The following is a 12,527-nucleotide window of genomic DNA, read 5'->3' as shown; positions in this document are numbered from 1 at the left end:
GGCACAACTCGTCCGCTGCGCACGCAAGTTCCCCGACCGCGTCGCGTTCCAGCACGGGACGCGCGCGGTCACCATCGCGGAGCTGGACGAGCGGGCCGCGAAGCAGTCCGGCGTGCAGACCACGGTCTACCTCCTGGACGGCACGACCGGCGGCTATCTGGCCATCGTGATCGCGGTCCTGCTGATCGTCGGGCTGCTCCTCGAAGCGCTGCCCACCGCCAAGTGGGGACACACGCTGGGCAAGAAGGTCTGCGGCGTGCAGGTGCTGGACATCGAGGGGCACGACACCCCGGGGATGGGCGCGGCGGTCAAGCGCTGGCTGGTGTACGGCGTGCTCGGCGTACTGGCCATCGGCGTGGTGAACGCCCTGTGGTGCCTGATCGACCGGCCCTGGCGGCAGTGCTGGCACGACAAGGTGGCCCGCACGTTCGTCGCCGAGGGCTGACCGCCGACGGCCGACCGCCGACCGCTGAAGGCTGAGAGCCCGCGCGCAGGCGTGCGCCCCGGACTGCCGGGGCGCGCCCGCGCACGGCGCGTGCCCCGCTCCGGGACGCCGCACTTCCCCCGATCGGCGCACGCCGGATGCGGCGACCGGTGGTACGCGGTCGACTCGGGCCATGAGTAACGACCAGCCGAGGCCCGGATCCGGTGAGCCGCCGGAGAACGACCCGTTCCTCAAGAAGCCGCAGCACCCGCAGGAGCCGCCGCCGGGCAGCGGCGACCCGTACGGCGGCGCGCCCCAAGGCCCCTACGGCGGCGGCCCTCAAGGCCCATACGGCGGTGATCCGTACGGCGCCCCCGACCCGCTCGCCGGGATGCCGCCGCTCGCCGGCCGTGGCCGGCGGCTGCTCGCGCGGATCATCGACGGCATCCTCATCGGCGTGCCGGTCGGCCTGATCATGTGGTTCATCGTGGGCGGCGTGGACTACCCCGGTACCACCACCGACGACGGCGGCAAGCAGACCGTGGTCTCCGGCGTCACGATGCTGGCGTATCTGATCTACGAGGGCCTGATGCTCACCACCCGGGGCCAGACCGTCGGCAAGATGGCCATGAAGATCAGGGTGGCGATGCTGGAGAACGGGGCGATCCCCACCGCCCAGGCGGGCTGGGTGCGCGCCGCCGTCTACACCCTGCCGGAGGTCATCCCCTGCTGCGGCACCATCTTCTGGCTGGTCAACGTCCTGTGGTGCACCTGGGACAAGCCGTACCAGCAGTGCCTGCACGACAAGGCGGCCCGCACGGTGGTGGTGTCGACCGGCTGAACCGACGCCGCTCTACCGGGAGTGTTCGCCGACCCGGGCCTCGGCAGGCCGGGTCGGCGACGTACGCCGTCCCACGAAGCCCTCGGGCCGTACCTGTGGGGCGGCGACGCGCGTCCGGCGGGCGCGCGCGAAGCGCGGCAGCGGCGCCGTGACCGCGACGAGGAGGCCGAGCCCGAGCCCGGCGAGGGCGATGACCGCGACCCCGATGCCCGTCCTCGTCTGCGAGAGCAGCAGCATGGCGAGGGTGGAGAGCACGACGGTGGCCGAACCGTAGACGAGCTGTGCGGCAGTCGGTCGAGGCATGGCGGGTCCGTCCTCGGAAGCATCAGGGGTGTCAGTCGACTTGGCGCGCCGCCAAAAGACTCTACGGTCCTTACTGCCCGAGCGGAACGTCCGGTAAGCGTGAGTTGACCCACTGGCCCGGTGCACGGGGGGCGCACCGATTCATGCGTCCGGCGAACCGCCCCTTGCGGCACGCCCGTTGATTCCTCCGTGCGGACCGGGTGGCGTCCGATACCCGTACATTGCGAGCCGAGTAACGTACTTCGCTGATGTGTTCAAATCAAGGTCTGTCTTTTCCCCCGGCGTTCCGGTCCAATGCCTCCAACGACCGTTCGTCACAGGGGAGGACAGCGCAACGTGAGATCCCAGAGATTGCTGTTCAGATCGGCCGCCCTGGCCACGGCAACCGCCGCGATCGGGGCGGCCGTTTTCGCGTCGGGGGCCGCACAGGCCGACGGCCGCAATCCGGCCGCGAGCCCGTCCAACGACCCGGCGCCCGCCGAGCGGTCGGTGGACCACGACCTCAAGGGCCCGTTCAGCGACCGCCAGGAAGCGCAGCGCGAGGAAGCGCTCCGGCAGGTCATATCCGGCGACGCCGAGACCACGAAGCGCGGCGGCTCGCAGGTCGTGAAGCTGGACAAGGGCAAGTACGTCGAGCTGGGCCGGGAGAAGACCGACAAGATCTTCACGATCCTGGTCGACTTCGGCACCAAGGTCGACGACACGACGATGTACGACCCGGACGGCGCCGGCCCCAAGCCGCCGGTGAAGAAGTACGGCGGCGACCCCGGCCCCGCGCACAACGAGATAGCCGAGCCGGACCGTGCGACGGACAACAGCACGGACTGGCAGAAGGACTTCAACCAGCAGCACTACCAGGACCTCTACTTCTCGCACGACAAGAAGAAGGAGTCCCTGGCGAAGTACTACGAGAAGCAGTCCTCGGGCCGTTACTCGGTCGAGGGCGAGGTCTCCGACTGGGTCAAGGTCGACTGGAACGAGGCCCGCTACGGCTCCAACTACTGCGGCCAGACCAACTGCTCCAGCGCCTGGGACCTGATCCGCGACGGCGTGAACCAGTGGGCGAAGGATCAGAAGGCCAAGGGCCGCACCGACGCGCAGATCAAGACGGACCTCGCCAAGTACGACCAGTGGGACCGTTACGACTACGACGGCGACGGCAACTTCAACGAGCCGGACGGCTACATCGACCACTTCCAGATCGTGCACGCGGGCGAGGACGAGTCCGCGGGCGGCGGCGTCCAGGGCACCAGCGCCATCTGGGCGCACCGCTGGTACGCGTACGGCACGGACGCCGGCAAGACCGGCCCCGGTGAGAACAGGGCCGGCGGCACCCAGATCGGTGACACCGGCATCTGGGTCGGCGACTACACGATGCAGCCGGAGAACGGCGGCCTCGGCGTCTTCGCCCACGAGTACGGCCACGACCTGGGCCTGCCGGACGAGTACGACACCGGCGGCACCGGCGAGTCCTCCGTCGACTTCTGGTCGCTGATGTCCTCCGGCTCCTGGCTCGGCGAGGGCAAGGACTCCATCGGCGACCTGCCCGGCGACATGAGCGCCTGGGACAAGCTGCAGCTGGGCTGGCTCAACTACGGCACCGCGAAGGCGGCCACGGCCTCCACGCACAAGCTGGGCGTCGCGGAGTACAACACCAAGAACAAGCAGGCACTCGTCGTCGAGCTGCCGCAGAAGGCCGTCAGCACCTCCGTCGTGAAGCCCGCCGAAGGCACCAAGCAGTGGTGGAGCGGCATGGGTGACGACCTGAAGAACACCCTCACCCGGTCCGTCGACCTCACCGGCAAGGCCAAGGCGTCCCTGAACCTCAAGGGCTGGTGGGACATCGAGCAGGAGTACGACTACCTGTACGCCGAGGTCTCCACGGACGGCGGCGCCAACTGGACGCCGGTGGACGGCACCGCGAACGGCAAGGCCATCCCGCGCGACGCCGGTGACAAGCCCGCGCTGACCGGCACCGTCGACGCGTACCAGGACCTCGTCTACCCGCTGGACGCCTACGCGGGCAAGAAGATCGACCTGCGGTTCCGCTACCAGACCGACGGCGGCGTGGCCCAGAAGGGCTTCGCGGCCGACGCGCTGAGCGTCGTGGCCGACGGTAAGCCGCTCTTCACCGACGGCGCGGAGGGCGACGACGCCGGCTGGACCGCCAAGGGCTTCTCGCGCATCGGCGAGTCCTTCACCAAGGACTACCCGCAGTACTACCTCGCCGAGAACCGCCAGTACGTCTCGTACGACAAGACCCTCAAGAGCGGCCCGTACAACTTCGGCTTCACCTCCACCCGGCCGAACTGGGTCGAGCACTTCCCCTTCCAGAACGGCACGCTGATCTGGCTGTGGGACACCTCGCAGGCGGACAACAACGTGGGCGAGCACCCGGGCGCCGGCCAGATCCTCCCGGTCGACGCGCACCCGAAGGCCACGAAGTGGGCGGACGGCAAGCTCATGCGCAATCGCTTCCAGACCTACGACTCGACCTTCACCCGTGCCCGTACCGACGCGCTCACGCTGCACAAGGACGGCAAGGCCGCGAAGATCGCGTCGCAGAAGGGCGTGACCGTCTTCGACGACCGGTACGGGGTCTACTACGACAAGGCGAACCCGACCGGTGGCGTGATCGTTCCTGACACCAACACCCGGATCAAGATCACCAAGGAGGCCCATGACGGCTCCACGGTGGTCCTCCAGGTCGGGCCCGCGGCGAAGAAGTAAGTAAAGCCGCAGGTCAGAAACGTATCGGCCGTCGCCCCCTAGCGGGCGGCGGCCGATCGCGTTTAGATGCCTCCTGCGGCCTTCTTGCTGACACGTAGTCTCACGAGGGGTTCCCGACGCATGCCCCGACCCGGCGTGCGCCGGCCGCACGACCATGCACCGACCGATGCACCGACCATGCACGGGGGAGACATGACCTTGACCGGCTCCGGCTTCATCAGGCTTCCGGGCGGAAGCGTGGTGGTGGCCCTCTCGCTGCCCAGACCGGGCCGCAGCGGCCACCGCGTACGCGTCCTCGTCCACGCCGGGAACCGCGCACGCGCCCTGACCAGGCTGCGCAACCTCGGGCTGCGCGCCGTCTACCTGCGCGGCAACACCGAACCGCCCACGCCGGACGAGATCACGGCGGTCCTGCACCACCCCGACGGGCTGGTCTGGCGCGGCGCCCCGGAGGACGACACGGAGTCCTGGCACCCGATACGGGCCCTGCTGCGCCCGGCCGTCCCGGAGGCGCTCTGAGGGGCCGCCGGCCGGTGGCCGGCCCGCGGGCCGGCCACCGGTGGCTCAGCCCGCGCTGACCACCGGTTTGCCGGTCAGCTCGGCCCCCGCCTCGCGCAGCTCCGCGACCGCCGCCTCCGTCGTGTGCGCGGCCACGCCCGCCGTCAGGTCCAGCAGGACCCGGGTGCGGAACCCCTCGCGCACCGCGTCCAGGGCCGTGGCCCGCACGCAGTGGTCCGTGGCGATGCCGACGATGTCGACCTCGGTCACCTCGTGCGCGCGCAGCCACTCCGCCGTCGAGGCGCCGTGCTCGTCCACGCCCTCGAAGCCGCTGTACGCCGCGGAGTGCTCGCCCTTGGAGAAGACCGCGTCGATCGCGCCGGAGACGATCGCGGGCGCGAAATTGGGGTGGAAGCCGCTGCCCTCGGTGCCCGCGACGCAGTGCGCGGGCCAGCTGTGCTCGTAGTCCGGCCGGACGGAGAAGTGGTCGCCGGGGTCGATGTGGTGATCACGCGTGGCGACCACGTACTGGTATCCGCTGCCTGCCGCCTCGCCCACCAGATCGGTGATGGCGGCGGCGATGTCCGAGCCGCCCGCTACCGCGAGGCTGCCGCCCTCACAGAAGTCGTTCTGGACGTCCACGACGATCAATGCCCGGTGCATGGTGCGTGCCTTCCGGATGGGAAAAGGGGGGAGAGTGTGGCGGCTGTGGGACCTGTGGGGGCTACGGCAAGTGCCGATGTGACCGAGGGTAGCCACTCGCACAGCTTTGCGGGAGTAGGAGCCGTGTGGGGGCCGCGTACGCCCCGCGCCCCGTAAGGGGCGCGGGGAACTGCGCGACCAGCCACACACGGCCCGCAGCCGACGAACCACATCCCCGGGGGAACCGTCACCGCGGAGCGCTCAGACGTACTCCGTCGGCAGCACGGCCTCGCCGCGCGAGAGCTGCATCGCGGACATCGGGAGCCCGGCGCGGGCCGCGATGTGCCGGTCGCGCGCCGCGTCCAGCGGCTCGCGCGCGATCACCTCGCCGCCGCGCACCAGCGGCACCATCAGCTGCCGGTCGGCCAGCTCGGCCGGCACCGGCCCCGTGCCGATGACCTCGGCCTCCGCCACGCCGTCCGCGTCCGGGCGTCGCGCGGCCCACTTGCGGCCGCCGTGGGACGCCTTGCCGCCCATGGACTTCTTCGCGACCGGCCGCAGCGGCGCGCCGTCGCCGTCGCCGTCGGCGCGCGCGACCAGCTTGTAGACCATCGAGCAGGTGGGGTGCCCGCTGCCGGTGACCAGCTGCGTACCGACGCCGTACGCGTCCACGGGCGCGGCGGCCAGCGAGGCGATGGCGTACTCGTCCAGGTCGCTGGTGACCACGATCTTCGTGTCCGTCGCGCCCAGCTCGTCCAGCTGCTGGCGCACCCGGTGGGCGAGCAGCAGCAGGTCGCCGGAGTCGATGCGGACGGCGCCGAGGCCGGGCCCGGCCACCTCCACGGCGGTACGGACCGCCTCGGCGACGTCGTAGGTGTCCACCAGCAGAGTCGTTCCCGCACCGAGGCTGTCGACCTGCGCGGTGAACGCGTCCCGCTCGTTGTCGTGCAGCAGCGTGAAGGAGTGCGCGCTCGTGCCGGCGGTCGGGATGTTGTACCGGAAGCCGGCCGCGAGGTCGGAGGTGGTGTGGAAGCCGCCCACGTACGCGGCCCGGGAGGCGGCCACGGCGGCCAGCTCGTGGGTGCGCCGGGCGCCCATCTCGATCAGCGGGCGCTCGCCGGCCGCGACCGCCATCCGGGAGGCCGCGGCGGCCACCGCCGAGTCGTGGTTCAGGATCGAGAGGATCACCGTCTCCAGCAGCACCGCCTCGGCGAAGGTGCCCTCGACCCGCAGGATGGGGGAGCCGGGGAAGTAGACCTCGCCCTCCGGGTAGCCCCAGATGTCGCCGCGGAAGCGGTAGTCGGCGAGCCACGCGCGGGTGGTCTCGTCGAGGATGCCGCGCTCGGTGAGGAAGTCCAGGATCGTGGCGTCGAAGCGGAAGTTCTCCACCGCGTCCAGCAGCCGCCCGGTGCCCGCGACCACGCCGTACCGGCGGCCCTCGGGCAGCCGCCGGGTGAAGACCTCGAAGACCGAGCGCCGGTCGGCGGTGCCGGACCGCAGCGCGGCCTGCACCATGGTGAGTTCGTACTGATCGGTGAAGAGCGCAGTCGACGGCACGGCCACCGGCAGCCCCAGGTCTGCTGTGTTCATAACAGGAGATGCTACCTCGCGTACTCGTCACATTGACGATTTCCCCGGGTCGTTTGTGCGCGCGCCCCTCCTGGGTGGCAGCATGGGACCCGTGAGTGTCGCACCGACGGAGATCGAACGTCCTGAAACGACGGAAGCGCCCTTCGAGGCGCCGGAGCCCGATGTTCCCTGGGTGACCGTCGTTCACAATGACCCCGTCAATCTCATGAGTTACGTGACCTACGTGTTCCAGGCGTACTTCGGGTACTCCAAGGAAAAGGCCCGCAAGCTCATGCTCGATGTCCATCGGAAGGGCCGCGCGATCGTGTCCAGCGGCACCCGCGAAGAAATGGAGCGCGACGTGCAGGCGATGCACGGCTACGGCCTGTGGGCGACCCTCACGCAGGACCGCTGATGGCCGGCCACTTCGAAGCCCTGCCCGGCGGCGGCGCGGCGGCCGCCCTCGACGAGGTCGAGATCTCCATCCTGCGCAGCCTGGCCGTCCAGCTGATGGAGCTGGTGGGCCCCGGCGACGAGCCCGCCGAGGGCGAGGACCCGCTGGACGCGCTCTTCGCCGAGGGGCCCAGCGAGCCGCCGTCCGACCCGGCGCTGGCCCGGCTCTTCCCCGACGCCTACGGCGGCCCGGACCACGTGCCGGACGACGACGCGCGCGCCGCCTCGGCGGAATTCCGCCGCTACACGGAGAACGACCTGCGGGCCCGCAAGCGCGAGGACGCCCTCGCGGTGGTCCGGGCGCTGGACGCGTTGTCCACCGAGGGCGGCAAGGGCTCCGAGGGCGCGGTGCTGCGGCTCAAGCCGGAGGAGTCCCAGCAGTGGCTGGGCGCGCTGAACGACCTGCGGCTGGCGATCGGCACCCGGCTGGACGTCAGCGACGAGGACGACGGCAGCGAGCTGCTCGGCCTGCCGGACGAGGACCCGCGCAAGCCGATGGCGATGGCGTACCTCTGGCTGGGCGGGCTCCAGGAGACCCTGATCGAGACGCTGATGCCCGAGTGAGGGCCGCGCCGGTCTCCGGGCCGGCGGCCACCCCCGGATCATGGTCCGGACCGGCGGCTCTGTGACCCGGACGGTACGTCCGACTACGTACGGAGATGCGTTCGCTCAACGGACGATCAAATCCGGATAACGATCGCATTACTGCTGCGCCCGGTCTTCCTGCGGCTTTTGAATTTTGTCCTCTTTTCCCTGTCGTGCCCTACGGTGTCCCGGTAGTACATCCCAAGTGGTCGTGGTAGAAACTCTCGACCTGCCGTCGGTGACGCCACCCCTGTCGCCGCGGGAGCGCTGCGCCGGCCGACCGTTGGCGTGCAGGACTCCATCCGGGGGGATCGGGACCCGATCCGGAACAGACCGGGTCGGAATGGAGAAAGGCGCACCACACATGACCTCAGCGCAGGTCGACAATCAGCACGGCGTCACCGACGCCGCGGGATCTGCCCCGGAAGAGGGCTATCAGCGCGGTCTGGGAAACCGGCAGATCCAGATGATCGCCATTGGTGGCGCCATCGGAACGGGCCTGTTCCTCGGGGCGGGCAAAGCGATCTCGAAGGCCGGGCCGAGCATCATCCTGGCCTACGCCATCGTCGGGCTCGTCATCTTCTTCATCATGCGCGCCCTGGGCGAGCTGCTCATGTACCGCCCGGTGTCGGGCTCCTTCTCGGAGTACGCCCGCGAGTTCCTCGGCCCCTTCATGGGCTTCGTGACCGGCTGGACGTACTGGCTCTTCTGGGTCGTCACCGGCATCACGGAAGTCACGGCGGCCGCGACATACGTCCAGTACTGGAATCACGACATCCCGCAATGGGTGTCAGCGCTGGTCTTCACCGTCGCCCTCTTCGGGATCAATCTGATCTCCGTGAAGATCTTCGGTGAGCTGGAGTTCTGGTTCTCCATGGTCAAGGTCACCGCCATCATCGGCATGATCCTGATCGGCATCGGCGTGATCACGCTCGGCTTCTCCGACGCCGGCGACACCGCCTCCTTCAGCCTCCTGTGGTCGCACGGCGGGTTCTTCCCCAAGGGCATCGGCGGCACGCTGATGACCCTGCAGATCGTGATGTTCGCCTTCCTCGCCGTCGAGCTGGTCGGCGTCACCGCCGGCGAGGCCACCGACCCGAAGAAGGTCCTGCCCAAGGCGATCAACACCGTGCCGTGGCGCATCGGCCTCTTCTACATCGGCTCGCTGATCATCATCCTGTCCGTCGTCAGCTGGACGGTCTTCGAGCCCGGCGTCAGCCCCTTCGTCGCCGCCTTCGCCAAGATCGGCCTGCCGGCCGGCGCCGGCATCGTGAACTTCGTCGTGCTCACCGCGGCGCTGTCCTCGGCCAACTCGGGCATGTACTCCACCGGCCGCATGCTGCGCGACCTGTCGATGAACGGCCAGGGCCCGAAGGTCTTCACCTACCTCAGCAAGAACGGCCTGCCCACCCGCGGCACCGCCGTCTCGGTCGCGATGATGCTGGTCGGCGTCTGGATCAACTACCAGTGGCCGGGCGAGGCGTTCAACTACGTCGTCTCCTTCGCCACCATCTCCGGCATGTGGGCCTGGATCGTCATCCTGCTCTCGCAGCTGCGCTACCGGGCCAAGGCCAACCGCGGCGAGCTGCCGCAGTCGGAGTTCAAGGCGATCGGCGCGCCGTACACCTCGATCTTCGCGCTGGCCTTCATCGCCATGGTCATCGTGATGATGGGCATCGACCCCGACACCCGGATCTCGCTGTACGCGGCGCCGGTCTGGGCCGCGATCATGGGGGTCGGCTACCTCGTCCTCAAGCGCCGGGACCCCAACGTCTTCGCGGCCAAGGGCCCCGTCGACACCGCGAAGAAGGACTGACCCACCGCGGCGGATTCCGCCCACTGTCCAGCATCCGGGCCCGTACGTATCACTTAGTGGTACGCGCGGGCCCGATGCTTATTCTTGAGCCCATGCTGACCATCACCCGGGCCCTTCACGACCAGATCGTCGAGCACGCCCGCAAGGACCACCCCGACGAGGCGTGCGGGGTCCTGGCGGGCCCGACGCCGGCGCCCGCCGACGGCCGCCCCGAGCGGTTCATCCCGATGCTGAACGCGGCGCGCTCGCCCACCTTCTACGAATTCGACTCCACCGACCTGCTCAAGCTCTACCGCGAGCTGGACGACCGGGACGAGGAGCCCGTCGTCATCTACCACTCGCACACCGCGACCGAGGCGTACCCGTCCCGTACGGACGTCTCGTACGCGAACGAGCCGAACGCGCACTACGTCCTGGTCTCCACCGCGGATGCCGACGACGCGGGCCCGTTCCAGTTCCGCTCCTACCGGATCGTGGACGGTGTGATCACCGAAGAAGAGGTCGAGGTCGTCGACGCGTACGCGTGACACCCGTCACCCCTTGCCCCGTACGGCCCCGGCGGCGCACGGCCCGCCGGGGCGGCCCGATCGGCCGCATCCCACATGGTGTGCACCGTCCGTCCGCATCCCGAGACCGGGTTCCAGTACCCGGACCGGGAATCGATACGATGACCGCATGGTTGACCACGACGTGAGCGAGAAGACGCCGAGCCTGCTGCTCGTTGCGCGGCTGCACGTCGACCTGTGCCGCCTCGCCAGCGCCATGTGTCCGCGCCGCGCAGCCGGCTGACCGGTTCCGCCTGCCCGCACGACAGGCGCCCGGCCGAGACGGCCGGCGGGCTGACCGTACGCCCCGCCCGCGTCCCAGGACGCCTCGCCCGACGCGCCCCGCAGCGGCGCACTCCAGACTCGCTCTCCGGCCCCTTTCCGGGAAGCGTCCCAGCCAGCCGAAACAGGAGCATCCTCATGGCCATCGAGGTCCGAATCCCGACCATCCTGCGCACCTACACCGACGGCCAGAAGGCCGTGGAGGGCAGCGGCGACACGCTCGGCGAGCTCTTCGACGACCTGGAGGCCCGGCACGCCGGCATCAAGGAGCGCCTGGTCGACGGCGGGCAGCTGCGCCGCTTCGTCAACGTCTACCTGAACGACGAGGACGTGCGCTTCCTGGAGGGCATCACCACGAAGGTCGCCGACGGCGACAGCGTGACGATCCTTCCCGCCGTTGCCGGCGGCATGAGCTGATGCGGTACGACAGCCCGCTCGCCGCGGTCGGCAACACCCCCCTGGTGCGCCTGCCGCGGCTGTCGCCCTCCGACGACGTACGGATCTGGGCCAAGCTGGAGGACCGCAACCCCACCGGCTCCGTCAAGGACCGTCCCGCGCTGCACATGATCGAGCAGGCGGAGAAGGACGGCCGGCTCACCCCCGGCTGCACCATCCTGGAGCCCACCAGCGGCAACACCGGCATCTCGCTCGCCATGGCGGCCAAGCTCAAGGGCTACCGCATCGTGTGCGTCATGCCGGAGAACACCTCCCAGGAGCGCCGCGAGCTGCTCGCCATGTGGGGCGCGCAGATCATCTCCAGCCCGGCCGCCGGCGGCTCCAACACCGCCGTACGGGTCGCCAAGGAGCTCTCCGCCGAGCACCCCGACTGGGTGATGCTCTACCAGTACGGCAACCCCGACAACGCGGGCGCGCACTACGCCACCACCGGCCCGGAGATCCTCGCCGACCTGCCCTCCGTCACCCACTTCGTCGCGGGCCTGGGCACCACCGGCACCCTCATGGGCGTCGGCCGCTACCTGCGCGAGCAGGTCCCCGGCGTGCAGATCGTGGCCGCCGAGCCGCGCTACGACGACGTCGTCTACGGCCTGCGCAACCTCGACGAGGGCTTCATCCCCGAGCTCTACGACGAGACCGTGCTGACCACCCGCTTCTCCGTCGGTTCGGCGGACGCGGTGCGCCGCACCCGCGAACTCCTCGCCGAGGAAGGCATCTTCGCGGGCGTCTCCACCGGCGCCGCGCTGCACGCCGCGATCGGCGTCGCGAAGAAGGCCCTCAAGGCCGGCGAGAGCGCGGACGTGGTGTTCGTCGTCGCCGACGGCGGCTGGAAGTACCTCTCCACCGGCGTCTACACCGCCGAGAGCACCGAAGCGGCCATCGAGACGCTGCACGGCCAGCTCTGGGCGTGACACGCGCCCGCTGCGCACAGCGGCTTCCCGAAGGCGCCCGGCCCCGTACGGCCGGGCGCCTTCGTGCCTGCCGGGGTGCTATCCGGCCAGGTGCCGGACGCGGTCCCACAGCAGCGGGTCCACCGTGCCCGCGCGGCGCCGGAAGTCGGCCACCGCGACCTCCCGCAGCTCGTCCGTCTCCAGGAAGCTCGGCCTGCCCTGCGCGTCGCCCACCGTGCCCGGCCGCAGCGGGATCACCCCGGGCCGCTCGTCGTGGTACCGGCTGGTGATCTTCGCGACCAGCGCGGACCCGCCCCGTACGGCCAGTACCAGACACGGCCGGTCCTTCGCGGCGGACACGTCCTCGAACGGCACGCTCGCCCACCAGATCTCGCCCGGCTCCGGCCCCGCGCCCCGGCCCGCGCCCGTACGTCCACGGACCGGCAGGTCACCGGGGCGCCGCGTGCTCCGCCCCGGCTCACGCGTACGGTCC

15 protein-coding genes are annotated in these 12,527 nt (G+C 70.2%); 11 read left to right on the top strand and 4 right to left on the bottom strand.

Annotation, left to right across the window (positions count from 1 at the left end; genetic code table 11):
- Both ABT381_RS32535 and ABT381_RS32530 read left to right on the top strand, forming a co-directional pair.
- The coding region (locus tag ABT381_RS32535; protein WP_351600580.1) for an RDD family protein at positions 1–445 on the top strand (445 nt) is incomplete at its 5' end.
- Positions 446–617: 172 nt separating this feature from the next.
- Positions 618–1,265, top strand: a complete 648-nt coding sequence (locus ABT381_RS32530) for an RDD family protein (RefSeq protein ID WP_351600578.1) — start codon at positions 618–620, stop codon at positions 1,263–1,265.
- A gap of 12 nt (positions 1,266–1,277) precedes the next feature.
- On the opposite strand, the gene ABT381_RS32525 is transcribed toward ABT381_RS32530, so the two are convergent.
- Positions 1,278–1,568 carry a hypothetical protein gene (locus tag ABT381_RS32525; protein WP_351600576.1) on the bottom strand — a complete coding sequence of 97 codons (291 nt, stop codon included), beginning with the start codon at positions 1,566–1,568 and terminating at the stop codon, positions 1,278–1,280.
- A 336-nt stretch (positions 1,569–1,904) separates the two neighbouring features.
- Between ABT381_RS32525 and ABT381_RS32520 the strand changes: the two genes are divergently transcribed.
- Positions 1,905–4,298, top strand: coding sequence for an immune inhibitor A domain-containing protein (locus ABT381_RS32520; protein ID WP_351600574.1), 2,394 nt, complete (start codon positions 1,905–1,907; stop codon positions 4,296–4,298).
- A 192-nt stretch (positions 4,299–4,490) separates the two neighbouring features.
- Positions 4,491–4,817, top strand: coding sequence for a hypothetical protein (locus tag ABT381_RS32515; protein ID WP_351600572.1), 327 nt, complete (start codon positions 4,491–4,493; stop codon positions 4,815–4,817).
- Positions 4,818–4,862: 45 nt separating this feature from the next.
- Here ABT381_RS32515 and ABT381_RS32510 read toward each other — a convergent pair whose 3' ends face one another.
- Entirely contained in the window at positions 4,863–5,459 is a 597-nt protein-coding gene (locus tag ABT381_RS32510; RefSeq protein WP_351600570.1) for an isochorismatase family protein, read from the bottom strand.
- Positions 5,460–5,699: 240 nt separating this feature from the next.
- Positions 5,700–7,028 carry a nicotinate phosphoribosyltransferase gene (locus ABT381_RS32505; protein WP_351600568.1) on the bottom strand — a complete coding sequence of 443 codons (1,329 nt, stop codon included), beginning with the start codon at positions 7,026–7,028 and terminating at the stop codon, positions 5,700–5,702.
- An 82-nt stretch (positions 7,029–7,110) separates the two neighbouring features.
- Here ABT381_RS32505 and clpS point away from each other — a divergent pair, with 82 nt between their 5' ends.
- The 7 genes from clpS to ABT381_RS32470 all read left to right on the top strand — a co-directional run bounded on the left by clpS (position 7,111) and on the right by ABT381_RS32470 (position 12,055).
- Positions 7,111–7,422, top strand: coding sequence for an ATP-dependent Clp protease adapter ClpS (gene clpS, locus ABT381_RS32500; protein ID WP_030614367.1), 312 nt, complete (start codon positions 7,111–7,113; stop codon positions 7,420–7,422).
- Entirely contained in the window at positions 7,422–8,024 is a 603-nt protein-coding gene (locus ABT381_RS32495) for a DUF2017 domain-containing protein (protein WP_351600565.1), read from the top strand. The genes clpS and ABT381_RS32495 overlap by 1 nt, the downstream gene beginning before the upstream one ends.
- 385 nt (positions 8,025–8,409) lie before the next feature.
- Complete coding sequence (locus ABT381_RS32490; protein ID WP_351600563.1) at positions 8,410–9,861, top strand: amino acid permease; 1,452 nt, start codon at positions 8,410–8,412, stop codon at positions 9,859–9,861.
- A gap of 92 nt (positions 9,862–9,953) precedes the next feature.
- On the top strand, positions 9,954–10,388 hold the full coding sequence (locus ABT381_RS32485) for a M67 family metallopeptidase (protein WP_351600561.1): 435 nt from the start codon (positions 9,954–9,956) through the stop codon (positions 10,386–10,388).
- 148 nt (positions 10,389–10,536) lie between these two features.
- Positions 10,537–10,650, top strand: a complete 114-nt coding sequence (locus ABT381_RS32480; RefSeq protein ID WP_342668106.1) for a putative leader peptide — start codon at positions 10,537–10,539, stop codon at positions 10,648–10,650.
- Between the two features lie 176 nt (positions 10,651–10,826).
- Positions 10,827–11,105: a MoaD/ThiS family protein gene (locus ABT381_RS32475; RefSeq protein WP_351600558.1), complete on the top strand. Its 279-nt coding sequence runs from the start codon at positions 10,827–10,829 to the stop codon at positions 11,103–11,105.
- Entirely contained in the window at positions 11,105–12,055 is a 951-nt protein-coding gene (locus ABT381_RS32470) for a PLP-dependent cysteine synthase family protein (RefSeq protein WP_351600556.1), read from the top strand. The genes ABT381_RS32475 and ABT381_RS32470 overlap by 1 nt, the downstream gene beginning before the upstream one ends.
- A 78-nt stretch (positions 12,056–12,133) precedes the next feature.
- On the opposite strand, the gene ABT381_RS32465 is transcribed toward ABT381_RS32470, so the two are convergent.
- Positions 12,134–12,527: type II toxin-antitoxin system PemK/MazF family toxin (locus ABT381_RS32465; protein WP_351600554.1), on the bottom strand; the 394-nt coding region annotated here is incomplete at its 5' end.

Origin of the sequence: Streptomyces sp. NPDC000151 (genome assembly GCF_040301705.1) — a bacterium.
Lineage (GTDB): Bacteria > Actinomycetota > Actinomycetes > Streptomycetales > Streptomycetaceae > Streptomyces.
Note: the sequence above shows the minus strand (reverse complement) of the source record. Positions and strands in the feature narration are given on the sequence as shown.